Raw genomic sequence first — 19,435 nt, 5'->3', positions numbered from 1 at the left:
CAGGCAGGTATCTTTATAATTGATTAAATACGCGTTCAGCAGCAGCAATAGTCGCGGTAATATCCGCATCACTGTGTGCTGATGAAACAAAACCCGCTTCGAAAGCTGAAGGAGCCAAATAAAAGCCTTCATTTAGCATACCATGAAAAAATTGTTTAAAGAGTTCCTGGTCACAGCGCATTACTTGAGCAAAACTGCTGATATGGTCATCCTGACTAAAAAATAAGCCGAACATTCCACCAACTACATTAATAGACATTCCTATCCCTGCCGCAATCGCTTTTGCCTGAATCCCTTCAGCTAATAGCCGGGTTTTTTCTGCCAAATGTTGATGAAAATTGGCCGCCGATAATAATTCCAGCGTTTTATAACCCGCAGCCATGGCAACCGGATTCCCGGATAAAGTTCCAGCCTGATAAACGGAACCTACAGGTGCAAGAGATGACATGATTTTATGCGCTCCGCCAAAAGCGCCTACCGGCATGCCTCCGCCTATTATTTTCCCTAAAGTCGTTAAGTCAGGCTTAATATTATATAAGCCTTGGGCACAGTGTTTATCTACCCGAAACCCTGTCATGACTTCATCAAAAATTAATACCGTTTCATACTGGTCACAGACTTCACGCAATGTTTCTAAAAACCCCGGGACGGGTAAAATACAGTTCATATTTCCCGCAACCGGTTCAACAATTATTGCTGCAATTTGCTCACCGATTTGCGCAAAAGTCTGCTTAACTGAGTCGCTGTCATTATAGGTCAGGGTGATCGTATCTGCTGCAACAGCCGCTGGAACACCAGGGGAGCTTGGTACTCCTAGGGTTAAGGCTCCTGAACCGGCTTTGACCAGTAAAGAATCGGAATGGCCATGATAGCAACCTTCAAATTTTACAATCTTGTTCCGCCCGGTATATCCCCGTGCAAGGCGTATAGCACTCATGGTCGCTTCTGTACCAGAGCTCACCATGCGCACTTGCTCAATTGATGGCACCAGTTTACAGATTTTTTTTGCCATTAAGGTTTCAAGCTCGGTTGGCGCTCCAAAGCTAAGTCCTTTAGCAGCCGTCTCATTAACAACATCGAGCACATCCTGATGTGCATGACCAACGATCATCGGCCCCCATGAACCGACATAATCAGTATATTGTTTACCTTCTGAATCGTATAAATAAGCGCCTTTGGCATGATCTATATAAACAGGTGTTCCTCCGACACCACTAAAAGAACGTACAGGTGAATTAACACCACCAGGGATAAATTTTTTAGCTTCAGAAAATAAAATAGCGGATTCTGTCATGTTTTATCTCACTTTTATAAGAGTATATTTACGGCATTTTGCCATAAACTTAAAGACTAGCGATAGCTGCCTTCCCTGGACCAGTCTATGTAGTTGCATTGATATTCGGGAAACGAATACTTATTTATACTATACAAGCTTGAATAAATTATTTCATTCTCATTACAAATGATTATTAAACTGTACCGATACGATAAAAACAGTATTATTTTAAGGCAATAAATGCATAAAGTGTTTATGATTAGAGTCTGATAAATTCAAATTAAAACCAAGACAGGATTTTAACCATGCAAATTAAACCATTTCTGTTTCCCGTGCTCATTATAATAAGTCTTGCACAAGGATGTTCTTTTTCTTATAGCTCCAAAAGCTCATCAAACAGCTCAGGCGGTAGCTCAAAGTCATCCGCTTCGAGTAGCAGCAGCAAGTCTTCAGCGGATAATGAAGAGTATCAACTTCAAGTTATAGGTTATACCAGTGCCTATGTCACCACTTCAGATTTTGACCGAGATGCTTTTTCCAGAGGTATCTCACAAATTGCGACTGCCAACGGGATTACAAATTGGGAGGATGATGAACCAACCATGATTGCCATAGGTCAAGCTTTAAAAAAATCTGACATAACAGGCAGTGTATACGAAACCTATAAAGCTGAAATAGCCAACTCTGATGCCGATAGAATGAAATTGATTCAGAAAGGTTATGAGATGAAAAAAGACTAGAATTCATAGTATGCTTCGCGCGGTCTCTGTTGCGCGAAGCATAACAACCCCGGGTATTCAATATTCAGACTGTGCAAGCAATATATCTTTTTTTTATACTAAATACAGCTTTAAGCTTATTGTTTGCACCTTTGTTGTCTGCAAAATCGTTTGATTATATTTACATTGCAGCCAGTGAAGGTAATGCCAGCGGCGGGCATACAGCACTGCGTTTCGATAATGAAACCTATCATTTTCAGTACAATGACGGAGGCATAATTCGTTTAGTCAAAGATTCCAGCACGGATTTTGATTTTCAATATCGTTTTCTAGAAAACAGAACCTTTCATCAGGCGTCGCTAGATCTGAATGAGAAAGATTATGAGCAGCTGCATAATCATTTCAATCTACGCTTCTTACAGCAAAAACAGCAGGATGCCATTCGCAAAGAAATTGATCTTAATATTGAAATATTAAGCAATCGGGCTCAGCATCCCCAATTAAATATCCAGGGTGCGGGGCTGTTTGCTAATGATGCTGTACCGCTTGAAGCAGAATCATTGACAATTTATCGTCTTCAGGAGCAAATAAAACAAAAGTATGGCGCTGCTTTTTTAACTAACAGCACTCAACAACTGAACGCTGAAATTAAGACTCTGCGTCCGGAACCCTGGCCGAAAAACAGCTTACAGTTCAGCGAGGGAACATTTTCATCTATTCCCTATTCATTTGCCAGTCATTACCTGGATACCGTCAGCAAGATATTGCTATTGCAAGCTATCCAGAATCGAAGTTCCCTGGATCAACAGTTCTATTTTAGCCCTGAGCAGTCAGTATTCAAGCTTTCTCAATCAGAGGTTATTCAATTAAAAAGCTTGCAACAGTTATTAACGCATAATTTATTAACCCTGCTAGGTTCTCGGCGTCCAGGCTGGGGCAGTGCTGCTTTCGCACTCTATGCGCGAATATTAAGTCTTGCCATTGCCATTGATTCGAGAAAGTTAGTTTTCCTGGATACTTTTCGCGAGTCTAGCCCGAGCATTTCTGACGTTGAAGTAGCGCGCTATAAAACAAAATTTCTAAGCCAGCAAAAACAGGCTTTGTCTCGAATTTTCCAGTTAAAAGCAGAACTATTTACACCCACAAATGCGCTTACCGAGAAAGCTTATGGTGAGCTTGAAATGCTTGGTAACTATTACTATGAACGCGAACGTGGCCTGCAAAACAAACAGGATTTCAGGATATCTGGAGAGCAGCTATTAGCAACCAAATCAATTCCTCTGCCAACCGGGCTATACCCTAGACTAACTGAGTTCCAGCGCGAAACAAGTTTAGCCAGATTCGAGGCTTATCAAATAAATATTGATCAGCAAATGCGGTCACTGTATAGCTATGATTTATTCACCCGTAACTGTGTTACTGAAATTATCCGTACCATTAGCCAGATACCCACAAATAACAAACAAATTATAGAACTAAGCCAGTTGACCAGTGAAGATTTAATCGCGTTTATTCCCTTTGGTTCATTTCATAGTCTCTCTGATGCCTATTCAAAGCAAACATTGCCTTCTTTTCGACATCAACAGCTTCAGGAAATGTACAGGGAAGAAAATAATGCACTGGTTTTTTTTAGAGAATTTAATACACTTAGCGCGAGTGATTACAAATTTAATGATCAGGATGCTCCCTTTCTGATTTTTACGGATGATAATATCCTGTTGCGACCAATATTTGGCTCGATTAACTTGCTTGCCGCAACCACGATAAGTGTATACGGTGGACTTGCCATACCTTTTGATTCAGGTAAGGCCTTAAAAGATGGCGCTATGGGTATTTTAATGAGTCTGCCTGAGCTGGCTTTTTTTAATATTCGTAAAGGGAGTTATAAGCATTTGATTGCTGCAGATTAAGCCCGATACAGGGCAGAGTATATACTGCCGCAGCTGTTGAATACTTTGAGTTATCTACCTATTGATTATCAGGTGATAAAATAGGCAAATCGAAAACTATATTATCGATAATGTCCGTCAGATAGCGTTAGACAATAGAAGTGCTATCCGGGTTATCCCCAGGTTAACTTGAGGCAAGCCAAAGAATAAACTGCTTATTTTTTCATTTGAGCGCGAGTGGTTAAAGTAAGGCAAAAATGGGGTTTAGTTAATACCGTGTTTTTTGTATATGTTTTGTAAGTCAATCGATGCTAAATTTTATACTGTCAACAAAACGTCATAAATTATTTATACCCAGAAGACTACGATATGTTACTCAAGCGTGTTAATAAATCATGGCAGCTTGCCAGGGATAGAATCAGAAGAAAGCTTGGTGTTTTTCTATTTGATAGTAAAGTAGACGATGTAATCTGCCCTGTCGCAGATTTGCAGCATGTTGTTTTTATCCGCTGGGATGCAAAATGGGGCGATGCCATTGTGTCTTCACTCATGATCAAGCCACTGCGCAAGGCGTATCCGGGTATCAAAATTACGATTGTTACCTCGGCTGCTATGTCTGGTTATTTTGCGGATTATTTAGATGTTGATCAAGTACTGGAAGTCTCCGGCAGGCCGACATATAGACAGTTAAATTATTTGGCGCAACAACTCAGGCCCGTTGATTTACTGATTCATTTTAATATGCATATGAAAATGAAGGATCTGTATCTGTTAAATAAAGTACAGGCCAAGCGGGTTGCCGGATTAGATGATGACATTGGGCGTGTTAATTTAAAGCTGGGTAAACTGACACATGGGCTGCATTTTTCAGAGAAACTCGTTTATCTTTTACAGTGTCTTGGGATTAAAGAAGAACATCCAAAATACCATATTCCGCTTAATACAGCAGCAGTGCTAAAGGTGGAGAGATTCCTGGAAGGCATAGCCAATAAGCCCTTGCTGGTTATTAATCCCTGTGGTGGTGATAAAGCCAGGCGATTAAATAACGCAAATACCAGAAAAATAATTAACGCTGCACTGGATATTCTACCGGCTATTAATATTGCTGTTCTTTCTACGCCTGATACCGTTTCAGAGGTTGAAAAACTCTGTGCTGATGTGGCGAGGGATAATGTTTTTTATAATCCGGAATCCAGAACGATTTATGATGCAATTGCTTTGATACTAAAAGCAGACTGGGTTATTTCAGTGGACACGGCCATAGTACATATTGCTGCAGGCTTAAATAAACGTCAGTTGGCACTCTATAATCCGGATGAACTAAATTACTCAGACTGGCATCCTCATTCTGACAGGGCAATCACATGCTTCTCTGAACAAGCAAGACCAGCCGATATAAATGCGCTGGCCTGGAAAACGTTACTTCCGTTACTGGTAAAGCTACTTAAATCATAATTCGCGAATTCAAGCAATTAATGCAACACCCTGTGATTTATTTATATCAACCCCCGTTATTTGGCAAAATACTTCCCATGGAGTTCTGTAATTTAACCCTTTTCTTGGACGATGATTAAGTGCTGTAATTGCACTATCAACCTCATCTTGAGTTACCTTATCCAAAGGTTCTTTTTTAGGGAAGTATTGCCTTAATAAGCCATTGTGGTTTTCATTTAAACCTCGTTGCCACGAATGATACGGTTTGGCAAAATAAGTGCCGCAGTCGAGTGTTTTTGCAATGGCTTCATGCCCACAAAACTCACGTCCATTATCAAAGGTAATCGTGTGAACCCAACGTTTAAAAGGCTCAAGAGCATTGATAATCGCCTCTTTCGTTAATTCAGATTCTTTACGCTCAATTGAGATGGCGAAGTTGAGCCTTGAGACCCGTTCAGTCAGCGTCACCAATACGCCTTTATGTCCTTTACCGATAACAGTATCTGCTTCCCAATCACCTAAACGCGTTTTATCATCAACCACTTGTGGTCGCTCATCAATATCAACACGGCTGGGTATCGTTCCGCGATAATCATTTTTTCCATATCGCTTACGATAAGGTTTGGCTTGATGCCTCAAATAAGTATACAAATCGCCACCGGCTGCTTTGTTAGCTAAAATATAACGGTAAATAGTCTCATGACTGACGGAGTCCTTACCTTGTTGTTTTAAGCGTCCTGAAATACAGTCAGGACTCCATTTCTCTTTGATTAAAGGCGTTATTATCTGTTGTAACTCAGCCGTCATCTTGATGTTTTTGGGCTTATCAATATGGCGTTGTTTAGCTATTCTCTCAGCTTGCTTGTAACGATAACCACACTGACCTGTATTACGCGTAATTTCACGTCCAATAGTTGATTTATGACGCCCCAATGTGATGGCTATTTGATTCTTAGAAACGCCTTGTTTTAGTTGCGTATAAATGTAAAATCTTTCCTCTTGGGTTAGATGGTTAAACGTGTTCATTGAGCACCTCTTTTTAGTTTCAGGTTTTAGTCGACGGAAACTATACCATCTAACCCTTTAAAGAGGTGTTGCAGTTATTATATGAATTCGGGATTGACATATTGGTCGAATAGCAAATAAGTAATAAAATTAATAGAAAATAGTTTTAAGCTATTTAAACAAAGTCAGGTGTTGTAAATGAACAACGATGTAATTCAAACTAGAGTAATTATTATTAGCCTCAAACGAGCCACTGAGCGTAGGGAGCATATGGCTAGGCAGATGCAGGAGCAAAATATTCCGTTTGAGTTTTTTGATGCTGTCGATGGCAGAGCTTTGACGGAAGAACAAAAATGAAAGGCAGACCTGGAACTTGCTGAAGAATTGCTAGGACACACATTAGTTCCCGGAGAAATTGGCTGCGCACTGAGTCATATCGGTATTTATGAAAAAATGGTCGAGGAAAACATGCCTAGTTGTATTATTCTGGAAGATGATTTGATTGCTGACCCACAATTTAAAAACATAATTCAGAAAATAGAGACTCTGAAAAATGACTGGGAGCTTATTTATCTGCTTCATGGCAAGGCAAAAAGCTGGCCGCTAACACGAACACTTGCCCCCGGCTTTAAATTGGCAAGGTATCGATTTCCTTCAAAAAATTCTAAACGTACTATTATTTATGCCGCTGGCTACATGTTGACGCTAGAGGGTGCAAAAAAGATGTTAAAAGTGGCTTACCCTATTCGCATGCCTTCAGACTATTTGCTCGGACGCATCCAGCAAATCGCTTAAAAACCTATGGCATTGAGCCCGGCTGCATGCAAACTGATATATTTCAAACCACTATTCAAGATAGAAACTATGGCCCGCATAAAACGGGGAATGATTAGGTGAGACGAGAGCTCCATGTTATTGAAGCTAAAAAATAAATGAATAACCAGACCATACAAACTAAAGTCCTTATTATTAGCCTCAAACGTGCCACTGAGCGTAGGGAGCATATAGTCAGACAGATGCAGGAGCAAAATATTCCGTTTGAGTTTTTTGATGCTGTCGATGGCAGAACTTTGACGGAAGAACAAAAATCAAAGGCAGACCTGGAACTTGCTGAAAAATTGCTAGGACACACATTAGTTCCCGGAGAAATTGGCTGCGCACTGAGTCATATCGGTATCTATGAAAAAATGGTTCAGGAAAACATACCTAGTTGTATTATTCTGGAAGATGATATGATTTTTGACCCACAATTTAAAAACATAATTCAGAAAATAGAGACTCTGAAAAATGACTGGGAGCTTATTTATCTGCTTCATGGCAAGGCAAAAAGCTGGCCGCTAAAACGAACACTTGCCCCCGGCTTTAAATTGGCAAGGTATCGATTTCCTTCAAAAAATTCAAAACGTACTATTATTTTTACCGTGGGTTATATGTTGACGCTAGTGGGTGCGAAAAAGATGTTAAAAGTGGCTTACCCCATTCGCATGCCCTCAGACTATTTACTTGGGTGTATCCAGACAAATCGCTTAAAAACTTATGGCGTAGAGCCTAGCTGTATGCAAACCGATATCTTTCAAACCACTATTCAAGATAGAAACTATGGCCCGCATGAAACCGGGGGATAGTTAGATGAGTCGAATGGTATTCAGCTATTTGAGCAGTTTACTCAGTAGGCTAAGCCTGCATTGTTCGTAAGCAGATTCTGCTGTATGCAACACATCCGGGGGAATTTGTATGTCTGGGTAACCTGGTGTTTTTTTCAGTACTCCCGATTTAATATTGTCTGAGGGGTCTCCTCCTCGGCGCCCGGTTTTACCCGTATTGTGGAAAACCGAGTATCTTTTATCCAGAGCTTCGCTCAGGTTTAGCCATTGCGTTAATTTTTCTAAAATATAGTCTGTATTATCAATAAGCTCAGCAGATTCAATAAAAAAGTAATTGCCTCCGGTCTGCTGAGCCAAATCTTCGAGTTGTTGTAATCGGGAGCAATAGTAATTAGTCGCTTGAAGCGGATCTTTATACCATTCAATTCCGGTAATATAACCCATATTCATGATGCTCTTGATGGTGCTTTCTGGATCTCTTAACAGGAAAATGATTTTCGCTTTGGAAATTTCCAATACTTGCTCTGAAAATTCGAAATCATGCAGGATTTTATCAAAAAGATATTTATCCTTGAGGCTGCACTTTAAATCATTAAACAGTTCAATCTGCATCTTCCATAAGGACATACGGCCCTTATAAGGTAAATGTAATTCGCTATGTCCGCAAATATCTGGGTTACTTCCAAGTACATGAGAGAGCACGGAAGATCGGCTGCGCATATGACTAAACATAAAGATATACTTAGATGAGCCAAAAATATTTTCTGGATTTAAAGAAAATCGATAAAGTTTTCTTGTTTCACGAAATACTTTTTGGGCTTCGGATGATAGGGTCATGTCGTGTTCTTTTCAAATATAACGCCCGGCAGTCAGGCTAAATTTCTAGGGCATGAAAAATTCTCATTCTTAATGGTTTAGAGAATTTATAGTTTCTATTCTATATAAACTTGAAAAATTAACGACTAAAAATAATTCATTTGCTCTGACGGCCCTTCTAAAATAAGTCTGATCTTTGAATAAAAGTTTATTTCCCAGCGTCGTCATAAATATTTTAAATGCCCCGGAAATATTTAGCCAACTGGTATCGTTGCGTAAATCATTCATTGCTTCAAGCACCAAAATCTTTTCTTTAGGCTTGGGCAGATTAAATGAATAAATACTGTCAAAATACAGTGATTGATTGAAATCAGGCGGTATAGAGACCTGCTCACCCTGCTGTCCGTAAGGAAAATAATTATTGGCTGTTAAGTGATTGGTGTAGAGTAACAGCTGGCCCTGCTGCAGCCCTAACTGCTTAATAGCGCTAATGACGGCTAGTGTTGAAAGCTTATGATCGGTATGCCAGTCTAATGCAGGATAAGGTGTGATAATGATATCTGGTTGATAGTCCTGCAAAATCTGCTTTATATCGTCAATCAGAGCAGGCCAATTTGCCTTGCCTGCGCTTAGAGGCGTTAAACTGGACAGGTTTTGTCCCCTAAAATGATTGACATTATCAATGCCAGTAAACCTTGAATGAACCGAACGGGGTTTATTGCTGGCCATTTGTTGTAAAGTGCCGTCAAAGTATCCCAGGTTTATTGCATGCTCAGGGCTAACACCTCCTAACATGGGCACGGTTATACTGTTCCAAACTCTAAGTTTACCTTTTTCCTGATAATGCTGGTTTTCATCCGCATACACCTCATCATAAATATGCGGGCCTGCTTCACCGGCTGTTATGGTGAGTATTAAACTGTTATGTTGGCTATATAAACCAAATGCAGCAATTTCAGCATCATCGGGGTGTGGCGCAATAACCAGAACTTTAGCCTGCTTGTGTATTTTGGGGTTGGTAAATAAAACGATGCTGGCTTGCTGGTCATTAATCGTTAAATGATGAGCAATAAGCCGAATAGTCTGATCTTTATATCCTATGCCTGAAGGTAGGTTTATATAACGCAGACCTTGTACGCCACGTTCAAAACTTAAAATAGAATGTTGCTGGCCACCAATAATCTCGACATAAGGCTCGGCAAAATAGCCGGTGAGGGTCGCGGAAACGTTTAATCCAATAAAACCCGTATCCCAGTTTGGTACACTGTCGAAGTTAAATTCCCCCTGCTTTATCTGAGCGTGTATTACTGTATGCTGGCTATTTTGGAATGCATATTGATAATTCTGGGCAACATCGTAGTTGTATTTGGCAGCCAGTGAAAAATAAGCCACTAAGCCACACAGTACGAGTAAAAACAGGATAATAAGCGATTTTTTCAGCATGACATAAACGTGTGTTTATACAATTTGTTGGGAAATTACCTGGTAGTTAGCTTTAAAACTTTACGGTAAGCGCGCTGGGTCTGCTGTAAAGTATTTTCCCAGCTTATCGCCAGCGCTTTTTTTCTGCCATTTGTAGCTAAAAATTCTCGCAGATCAGTGTCGCTCAGTAATGTATTAATATGTTTTGCCAGCTCGACCGGGTCTTTAGGCTGGTCAATTAGCAATGCTTCATTATCCGTTAAATGTTCTGCAAAGCCACAATATGTAGCATTACTAACGATAACGGGGATGCCGTGCGCCATCGCCTCCAGAACCACCATGGCGTAGGTATCTGCCAGAGTCGGGTGGATTAAAACATCAGCGACAGGATACAAAGCATGCATATCAGCGCATTTGCCAATAAAGTGAACTTGATTGTTGAGTCCCGCTTTTTTAACTGTGGTGGTGAATTTTTTCGGCCGGTCGTCACCCGCGACAACTAATTGTAGCTGTGGGATGTCTAGCGCTTTGATGGCCTGGAGTATAATCGGCAGGCCCTTGCGCTTGTAATCATTAGCAACAAAGAGAATGACAAAAGCATCATCTGCTAATTGTAGTTGTTTGCGTTGTTGCTGACGTAATGTGTTTAGCGTTTTTTTGCTTTTTGATACCGCTATACCTGGATAGGCAATATTAATATTGTTAACGACCTCAGGATAGCTGTTAGTGATATTTTGGGCTAAAAATTCTGAAACTGCGATGATCTGGCGATTATTTTTTGTGCAAATCTGCTTTTTTTCCAGCCATAAATAGGCAAGTAAGCGCGGGCTGATAGCACTATTTAAATAACGCAGTATTTTTTTTATCCCTGATATGTCAGTGTATCGGCTGCGCACACAAGGCACATGCAGAGTTTGTACATTAGCATGGGTAACCATGTCATGCGAATGCACGATATCGAACTGGCCTGCTGTGGCAAGACGAGTCAGTCTGGAAAATTCTAATTGATTGAGATAACGTGGTTTTCCCCGCTTTTTAGGGATGATGTGTACGATAATATTAGGGTGAGGTTCAATTTCAATGGACTGGCAGAATAAATGCACCTCATGCTGTTTGGCCAGGCGCTCAGTCAATTCAACGCAATAGCGTTCGGCCCCTCCGATTCCCGTGTATTGGCGGATTAAAACTGCAATGCGCAGTCTGCTAATAGTATGTTTCATAAAAATGGATTATCGGGTGGCTTTGATATTTATGTACTCAATAGCCTGTTGTTGATAACTAACAGTGAAGGAAAATTTTTCACTGTCATGCGCGGCAATCTGTTTCACTAGCATAATAAAACAGGGTAGTATAAATAACAGGTACCCAGTGTATCTATCAGGGGTATTGTCCAGCCAGTGATGGACATAGATTATCCTGGATATGTATAGGCGGTCCGCGCCCAAAAAAACAGCTTCCTCAAATTATTTGATACACATCTCTTAACATAAAAATTGATCAATAAAAGTTTTTCAAGTTGACTGAGGTTGTAAATAATCAGAAAACTATTTATAAAATAGATTGTATGGCTGATTGTACCTGATCTATAGCAACATCTGTAAAGCCTGCTATACCCTCCAGCGACTTTAGCTTAATCTTATCTACAGCCGGGTTATTAAATTCAGCTTGTAGAATAATCGCTTTATCATTCAGCGGTGGCGTAAATTCAGGTGTGGAACTACGATATATGGCGATTTGCGAGATATTAACAGCCGCTGCAATATGCATTAAACCTGAGTCATTGCTAATTGCCAGATTGGCACAGGAAAGTATATCAACTGCATCTAGCAAGTTGGTTTTACCGCATAAATTAATGAGCTGAACACCACTTTTTTGTACTATTTCTTCTGCCGTTGCATAGTCTTTAGGCGAACCTAAAATCAATACATGGCAATCAGATTGGATTAGATGCCTGGCAATCAGCGCATAATTCTCTGTAGGCCAGCGCTTTGCTGGGCCAAATTCAGCGCCCGGCATCAGCGCAATGACCGGCTTTTGCTGTGTAATATTTAATGTCTGCATCCAGTTTGCAGCATTGTTTTTATCAACGGCTAGCTGAGGTTTTGGAATTGCATTTAATTCGGGGATAGGTGCGGAGGTATCCAAACCTAACGATACATAACGCTGCACCATATAAGGCAGTTTTTTGGTATCTAATCTGCGCCTGTCATTTAATAAGCCATAACGCATTTCCCCAAGAAAGCCGGTACGTCTGGGTGCACCGCTCCAATAGCCATTTAAGGCAGATTTCCAGGTAACCGGCATAGTAATCGCCCAGTCATACTGCTTATCTTTGATACTATTCGCTATATCCCGGCGAGCCTGCCAGCTAAACTTTCCGCGTTGAACTTCAATTTTGTAATGCTTATTGACTTCCGGCATACGCTGTAATAAATCATAGGGCCAGGGAGGTGCAATCACATCCAGGTTCATATCAGGGTAATGTTGATGTAGCACTTTAAAAAGAGTCTGTGCCATAACCATATCACCTACCCAGGCGGGAGAAAAAACAAGAATATTCATAAGTTTAAGTCGCGTACTTTGGCGATAAGCTGTTCCACAGAGATTAACTGCATGGCTTCTAAACTGGGTATTTTCTTTTGCCAGGGAAGCTGGGATGCAGGCTTCTGCATAAAGGTCCGGGCGGCTTGATCATAGATATTGATACAGTTATCCAGCTGATTATAAGGCCCGATATATTCAGGCCGGGTCACAGCATAAAGACCAATCACCGGTGTCGCCATAGCATTCGCAAGATGTAACGGGCCCGTGTCGGGAGAGATAAGCAGGGACGCTTGTTTAAGAATAGCGGCCAACTGAGTCAGCGTTGTTTGTCCTGTTAAGTTAAGACATGGTGCTTGCGTTTGTTGTTCGATTTGCTGTCCAAAGGCCACTTCTTTGCTGCCAGAACCACCCGTTAATACCACAGGCCTGTCGGGATAAAGTCTGTGCAAGTTATCAATTAGACTAATATAACGTTCTGCATCCCAGGTTTTTTCCTGTGTAGAGGCCATAGGATTTATGGCGATCCACTGTCTATGCGTCTGTAACTTATCAACTGCCCAGTTGATATCGGTGTCGCTGACAGGCAGGTTTAAATCATCTGCCGTTATGCTGATCTGTTGACTGATACCCGCAAATTTTTGTGCTAAGGCAAAAAAAATCTCAACCTGATGCAAGTGCTCAGGCAATTCATAGGCCGTATCGGTAAAAAAGTGATGACCTTCACGAGAATAAGGCGGGCCAAAGCCGGTTTTATGCTCAGCAGGTAACAGCGCCATGAGCATATTACTGACAAAACTGGTCTGGAAACTAATTAATTGTCCGGTATTTTTACGACGCCACTGTTTTTTGATTCGCCAATAATCGCCTATTGATTTAGGTTTGTCTATAGGCACCACATTTACCTCAGTAACTTGCGCCAGTAGACCTGCAATCGGTCTATCAATTAACCAATCGATTTGTGTGTCAGGAAACTGTTTTTTCAGCAGGCGTACTGCGGGTAATAACATCAGCACATCGCCTATTGCAGAAAGTCGGAGCAGTGTTATTTTAGAGGGAGGTACTGTATTATTGCTCATGCATGATTACTTACAGTAAAAAGATACGTTGATTTTAGCACCCTCAATTCCGAGTGCAAAATCAAATCAGTTTATCGGGGTATAGGCGAGCTGCCTGTTTCCCTGAACCCTCACTTATAAAGCTAATGGAACACGATTATTTACTCAAACTTCGCCAGCATCCGACTTGGCGCTTATTATGTGCCGATAATTCAGCTTTGATTATCAGCTTTTTTTACCGAGTGTTTATTCAGCCCAATTGCCGTTCATTAAAACAAAGCGAATTAACGGAAAAGCTGGAAGACACTTTATTTCACCTGCGTCAGATTCATCGCGACAAATACCCGAAAACGGCGAAAGCCTATCTCACTGATTGGGCTAGCGGAGAAAATGCTTTTTTGCGCAAGTATTATGCAGAAAACAGCGACGAGCCAGAATTTGATTTAACTCCGGCGAGTGAAAAATCGATAGAATGGCTGCGTAGTTTAGAACAAAAACAATTTATTGGTACAGAGTCACGGCTATTGACGGTCTTTGAATTGCTTGCCAGCATCCTGCAAACTACACAAACCGATCCACAACAGCGTATTGCCGAATTAGAAGTGCAAAAAGCAGAAATAGATGCTGAAATTTCCCGTTTACAACAAGGTGAAGTGATTAGCTATGATCCTCGTCAGGTCAAAGAGCGCTTTTATCAGCTGGAAGAAACCGCGCGTAGCTTGCTGATGGATTTTAGACAGGTTGAAGAGAATTTTCGGCAACTCGACCGTAGTACACGCGAGAAAATCGCCACCAGCAATAAACATAAAGGCGAGTTACTGGATGATATTTTTGGCGAGCAAGATGATATCGGTGATTCAGACCAGGGCAAAAGTTTTCAGGCGTTCTGGGGCTTGCTGATGTCGCCAGCAAAACAGGAAGAATTTAATGCACTTATTCAAAAAGTGCTCGCTTTGGAAGAAGTGCAAAGCTGTGAGCCAGATGAATTATTGCCGAAAATGAAATATCATTTACTGGAAGCCGGTGAGAAAGTACAGCGCACCAGCTCTAGTCTGGTTGAGCAATTACGCCGCTATTTGGATGATCAGGTATGGCTGGAAAACAAACGCATTATGTCGATTATTCACGAAATTGAAAAATCAGCAATTGCCATTAAACAAAACCCGCCCAAGGATAAAGACTTTACTTACTTAGATGATACCAAGGCGCAGATCGAATTAGCGGTATCACGTACCTTATTCCGACCGCCCAGTCGCCCGGTTATTGCCACAGAAAAATTAAGCTCCGGTGCCGCAGAGTTTAGCAGTGACTTATTATATACTCAGCATTATGTCGATACAGACATGCTACAGGCACGCATTAACAAAGCCCTGCAAAATCAACGACAGATTACGTTGCTGGAAATCTGTGAACAGCACCCTTTAGAAAAAGGCTTGAGTGAACTGATCGCCTATATGAATCTGGCTTGTCAGGATAATTCCCATGCCTTGATAGATGGCGAAAAAGAAGTTGAAATTACCTGGGTGAGCTCGGAAGGTGTGGATAAGTCGGTAACAATGCCCAGTGTTATTTTTACCCGGCATTAACCTCATTGCCGGGAGCGCAGACTGCTGGCCAAAATTCAGGCATGTTGCAACAGATTTTTTCATGCTAAAGTAATTTCCAATACAACTGGTGCTAATCACCGCTACCGATAATAAATACTGCACAACTCATTTATGACCGAAGAAGAACACCAACCCAGTATCTCCCCCATTATCATCCACCTCCTCAAAGGCATTTTATTCCGTAACCAGCAACCGATGTTATGGCATGATCTATTAAGCTTACAAAGTCAGGTTCTAGATTATGTAAAAGTGATGGGACTGGATTTGGCAATAGACGATACCGAAGGCTATGCCTGGCTAACACAAAGTATCCCTGATGAGGATGAAAAAGATCCTCTGCCACGCTTAATAGCGCGCCGTCCTCTAAGTTATCCGATTAGCTTATTATGTGTGCTATTACGTAAAAAAATGGCTGAAGCCGATAGCTCAGGTGCGGATATACGCGTGATTGTCTCAAGACAGGAGCTTAGCAATGCCATGCTGGTGTTTATGCCGGAGAAAAGTAATGAAGCACAAATCAGTGCATCCATTAACGCCACCATTAACAAAGTGATTGAACTGGGCTTTTTGCGCAAATTGACAAACGACAATGAAAACCTGGAAATTCAACGCATTATCAGCGCCTTGGTTGATGCCGACTGGACTGCAGACTTTAATCAAAAATTAGCCACTTACCAAGCCTATGCCGAATCTACAGACTGAACTGGATAGTATGACGGATGATAAATTAGCCGGGTTCAGGCTGCATCGTTTTGAACTCTTAAACTGGGGAACTTTTGATAAGCATATCTGGAAGATCAAACCCAACGGTGAAAATGCCTTATTAACCGGTGATATAGGTTCTGGTAAATCAACTGTAGTCGATGCATTAACAACGCTACTGGTACCCACACAAAAAATTACCTATAACAAAGCCGCCGGTGCAGAAGCCAAAGAGCGTAATTTAAACTCCTATGTACGCGGTCATTATAAAAGCGAAAAAGATGCCGAGAATTTAGCCGCTAAACAAGTCGCATTACGCGATGCGAATAACTATAGTGTTTTGCTCGGTTATTTTTATAATGCCGGCTACGATGCTCATGTCACTATTGCGCAAGTTTTCTGGTGTAAAGAAGATCAGAATCAACCCGCGCGTTTTTATGTGCTGAGCACTGAAGCCTTAAGTATCAAGGAGCATTTTTCCCAGTTTGGCAGTGATATTCTGGATTTAAAAAAGCGCCTGAAACGACGTCCGAAACTACAGTTATTTGAATCCTTTAAAGACTATTCCGCCGAATTCCGGCGGCGTTTAGGCATAGAAAGCGAACAAGCTTTAGAACTGTTGTATCAAACAGTGTCGATGAAAGCGGTCGGCAATCTCACAGACTTTGTGCGCCTGCACATGCTGGAAGCGCCGCCGGTACAAGAACGAATTACGTCAATCTGTCGAGAATTTGATAACCTCAATCGGGCGCACGAAGCGGTCTTAAAAGCCAAAGATCAATTATCGCTCTTAAAACCGATGTTAAGCGATTACAGCCATCATCAGATCTATGCGCAACAGCACAGCGATAAAACCCGTTGCCGTGATGCATTGGACGCATTCTTTGCCCAACATAAAACCGAATTACTTAATGAACGCATTGCTAAACGCGAAATAGAGCAGGAAAAACACCAGCAACGCATAGTTCGCCAGCAAGCTGATTTGCTTGAATTGCGGGAACAGCAAACCCAGCTAAAACAAAGCATCGATGATAATGGCGGCCGGCGCCTGGAAATGATACGCGCCGATGTGCAACGCTTTGAAATCAGTCTGGCGCAGAAAAAACAACAGGCAGAACGTTATCAAAGTTTTTGTACCTTGCTGGAATTTTCCATGGTGCATGATAGCGACAGCTTTCATGATAACCGCCTGCAAGCAGAAGCCAGACAGCAAGAGATAGAGACGCAGCAAGGCGAAATTGATAAACACAAGATTGATGTCACCATTGCGCGCAATCAGTTCAATGCACAGGCGGAGCAGTTACAAGAAGAAATAGACTCTTTACAGGCGCGGCAAAGCAATATTCCGTTAAATAACTTGCGCATCCGTCAGCAAATGGCTGAAACCATTGGCATTGCCGCCGAAGAATTGCCCTTTATCGGTGAATTATTAAAAGTTGATGAAACCGAGGCGCATTGGGAAGGCGCGATTGAGCGCGTCATGCATACCATGGGCTTGAGCTTATTGGTTGCCGAAGAGCACTATGAAAAAGTCGCGCATTATGTGGAAAAAACGCATTTAAAAGGGCGTTTGGTGTATTTCCGCATTAAAGAGCAGCAAGCAGAACGCTTTGACATGCCAGCTGCTAAATCCCTGTTTCATAAGCTACGTATCAAAACGGACAGCCCTTTTTATGACTGGTTAGCCGCGCAAATTGCCCAGCAGTTTGATTATTACTGCGCAGAAAGCCTGGATGAATTCAGACGACAACCCAAGGCGATTACACCCCAGGGGCAGATTAAAAGCAGTGCCTCGCGGCATGAAAAAGATGACCGCCATGCGATTAATGACCGTTCGCGCTTTATCCTGGGCTGGGATAATAAAGCCAAAATAAAAGCGCTGCAACAGAACTTAACCGCGGTACAGCGTGAAGGCTTTGATTGTTTAAGCCAGTTACAAAATCTGGATAAACAATTACAGTTATTAACAAAGCAGCGCGATAAAGCGCGTGACTTACTGAATATTGCGCATTTTGATGAGATAGACTGGAAATCAATCAGTCTGAAAATTGATCAGCTGTTAGATGAAAAAAAGGAGATTGAGCAAAACTCGGATATCTTAAAGCAGCTACAAACACAACTGGAAAACAGCCTGCTGCAGCTTGCCGCGCAGGAAGAAAAAATGACCGTCTTAACGAAAGAAGGCGGTAAATTAGAAGCGCAATTAGAACACGATAAACACCTGCTCCAGATCAGCGAGCAAACTATTCAGCAAACAGCCATAAGCGAGCGCGAATTTAGCTTTCCCAGGCTCACTGAACTGCAGCCGAAAGCGCTACCGGATATTACGCTAAGCATCGCCAATAGCGATGATAACCAAAGCGTGATGCGCAAATGGATACAAATTCAGTTGAATAATGAAAACACCAAAATTCAGCGTCTGGCAGAGCGTATTATTACCCAGATGCAGCAATATAAGGACAAGTATCATCAGGAAACCCGAGAGGTCGATGTCGCCTTACAATCGGCTTTTGAATTTGGTGAAATGCTGGAAAAATTAGAAAAAGAAGATCTGCCGCGGCATGAAAAACGTTTTCATCAAATGCTCAAAGAAGGCACGATCCAGAAAATCGCCATGTTTCAGGCCAATCTTGATAAAGAGCGCCAGGAAATAGAAGATAAACTGACCAAAATAAATCTCTCGCTGAATGCCATTGATTACAATGCAGGGACTTATATCACGCTGATTTCTGAGCGCAGTAAAGACATTGATATCAGAGGTTTCCAGCAGGATTTAAGAGCCTGTTTAGCCGATACCTTAGGCGGAGAGGATGACTTGTATGATGAAAGTAAATTTTATCAGGTAAAAAAGCTCATTGATCGTTTCAATGGTCGCGAAGGGCAAACCGATAGCGATAAAAAATGGACGCGAAAAGTCACCGATGTGCGCAACTGGTTCCTGTTTTCCGCCTCAGAGCGCTGGCGCGAAGATCATCAGGAAAAAGAATACTATTCCGATTCGGCAGGTAAATCCGGAGGGCAAAAAGAAAAGCTCGCCTACACCATTTTAGCCTCGGCACTCGCGTATCAATTTGGCCTGGAATGGGGCGAAACACAATCCAGAAGCTTCCGTTTTGTGATGATCGATGAAGCCTTCGGTCGCGGCTCGGATGACTCCGCGCGTTATGGGCTGGAATTATTCAGTAAGCTTAATTTACAGTTGTTAATCGTCACCCCGTTACAGAAAATCCATGTGATTGAGAATTATGTGAAAAGTGTGAATCTGGTACATAATGAAGGCGGTAAAAATTCGATGTTAAGGAATTTGACGATTGAGGAATATCATAAGGAGAAGGGCGCGCGGTAATGACGACTAGCTCCCG

At 41.7% G+C, this 19,435-nt stretch carries 14 protein-coding genes and 1 pseudogene; 8 read left to right on the top strand and 7 right to left on the bottom strand.

Annotated features, from left to right (window positions below):
* Positions 1-13 precede the first annotated feature (13 nt).
* On the bottom strand, positions 14-1,294 hold the full coding sequence (gene hemL / locus AU255_RS18310; RefSeq protein ID WP_080524329.1) for a glutamate-1-semialdehyde 2,1-aminomutase: 1,281 nt from the start codon (positions 1,292-1,294) through the stop codon (positions 14-16).
* Between the two features lie 287 nt (positions 1,295-1,581).
* On the opposite strand from hemL, the gene AU255_RS18305 reads away from it, so the two are divergent.
* From AU255_RS18305 to AU255_RS18295, 3 genes are all read left to right on the top strand, one after another.
* A complete protein-coding gene (locus AU255_RS18305) occupies positions 1,582-2,016 on the top strand; it encodes a putative lipoprotein (RefSeq protein WP_080524328.1) in 435 nt (144 codons plus the stop codon).
* A gap of 119 nt (positions 2,017-2,135) precedes the next feature.
* Positions 2,136-3,905 (top strand): hypothetical protein, encoded by a 1,770-nt coding sequence (locus AU255_RS18300; RefSeq protein WP_143736022.1) that lies wholly within the window; start codon positions 2,136-2,138, stop codon positions 3,903-3,905.
* A 348-nt stretch (positions 3,906-4,253) separates the two neighbouring features.
* On the top strand, positions 4,254-5,339 hold the full coding sequence (locus AU255_RS18295; RefSeq protein ID WP_080524326.1) for a glycosyltransferase family 9 protein: 1,086 nt from the start codon (positions 4,254-4,256) through the stop codon (positions 5,337-5,339).
* A gap of 9 nt (positions 5,340-5,348) precedes the next feature.
* Here the strand turns inward: AU255_RS18295 and AU255_RS18290 are convergent, their stop codons facing one another.
* Positions 5,349-6,344 carry an IS30 family transposase gene (locus AU255_RS18290; protein ID WP_143735968.1) on the bottom strand — a complete coding sequence of 332 codons (996 nt, stop codon included), beginning with the start codon at positions 6,342-6,344 and terminating at the stop codon, positions 5,349-5,351.
* Positions 6,345-6,521: 177 nt separating this feature from the next.
* Here AU255_RS18290 and AU255_RS20545 point away from each other — a divergent pair.
* Positions 6,522-7,118 (top strand): annotated as a pseudogene (locus AU255_RS20545) (glycosyltransferase family 25 protein).
* Positions 7,119-7,255: 137 nt separating this feature from the next.
* Entirely contained in the window at positions 7,256-7,948 is a 693-nt protein-coding gene (locus AU255_RS18280; RefSeq protein WP_080524325.1) for a glycosyltransferase family 25 protein, read from the top strand.
* A 24-nt stretch (positions 7,949-7,972) separates the two neighbouring features.
* Here the strand turns inward: AU255_RS18280 and AU255_RS18275 are convergent, their stop codons facing one another.
* The 5 genes from AU255_RS18275 to AU255_RS18255 form a co-directional block, all read right to left on the bottom strand.
* Positions 7,973-8,764: a sulfotransferase family protein gene (locus AU255_RS18275; protein WP_080524324.1), complete on the bottom strand. Its 792-nt coding sequence runs from the start codon at positions 8,762-8,764 to the stop codon at positions 7,973-7,975.
* 69 nt (positions 8,765-8,833) lie between these two features.
* Complete coding sequence (locus AU255_RS18270) at positions 8,834-10,186, bottom strand: PIG-L deacetylase family protein (protein WP_080524323.1); 1,353 nt, start codon at positions 10,184-10,186, stop codon at positions 8,834-8,836.
* A gap of 35 nt (positions 10,187-10,221) precedes the next feature.
* Positions 10,222-11,385 (bottom strand): glycosyltransferase family 4 protein, encoded by a 1,164-nt coding sequence (locus AU255_RS18265; protein WP_080524322.1) that lies wholly within the window; start codon positions 11,383-11,385, stop codon positions 10,222-10,224.
* Positions 11,386-11,713: 328 nt separating this feature from the next.
* Complete coding sequence (waaF, locus tag AU255_RS18260; protein ID WP_080524321.1) at positions 11,714-12,727, bottom strand: lipopolysaccharide heptosyltransferase II; 1,014 nt, start codon at positions 12,725-12,727, stop codon at positions 11,714-11,716.
* Complete coding sequence (locus AU255_RS18255; RefSeq protein WP_080524320.1) at positions 12,724-13,785, bottom strand: glycosyltransferase family 9 protein; 1,062 nt, start codon at positions 13,783-13,785, stop codon at positions 12,724-12,726. The genes waaF and AU255_RS18255 overlap by 4 nt, the downstream gene beginning before the upstream one ends.
* A 125-nt stretch (positions 13,786-13,910) precedes the next feature.
* Here AU255_RS18255 and AU255_RS18250 point away from each other — a divergent pair, with 125 nt between their 5' ends.
* The 3 genes from AU255_RS18250 (at position 13,911) to AU255_RS18240 (ending at position 19,419) form a co-directional block, all read left to right on the top strand.
* A complete protein-coding gene (locus tag AU255_RS18250; RefSeq protein WP_080524319.1) occupies positions 13,911-15,350 on the top strand; it encodes a DUF3375 domain-containing protein in 1,440 nt (479 codons plus the stop codon).
* A 132-nt stretch (positions 15,351-15,482) separates the two neighbouring features.
* Complete coding sequence (locus AU255_RS18245; RefSeq protein ID WP_080524318.1) at positions 15,483-16,073, top strand: DUF4194 domain-containing protein; 591 nt, start codon at positions 15,483-15,485, stop codon at positions 16,071-16,073.
* Entirely contained in the window at positions 16,054-19,419 is a 3,366-nt protein-coding gene (locus AU255_RS18240; protein WP_080524317.1) for an ATP-binding protein, read from the top strand. The genes AU255_RS18245 and AU255_RS18240 overlap by 20 nt, the downstream gene beginning before the upstream one ends.
* Positions 19,420-19,435: the final 16 nt, after the last annotated feature.

Source organism: Methyloprofundus sedimenti (assembly GCF_002072955.1).
Classification (GTDB): domain Bacteria; phylum Pseudomonadota; class Gammaproteobacteria; order Methylococcales; family Methylomonadaceae; genus Methyloprofundus; species Methyloprofundus sedimenti.
Note: the sequence above shows the minus strand (reverse complement) of the source record. Positions and strands in the feature narration are given on the sequence as shown.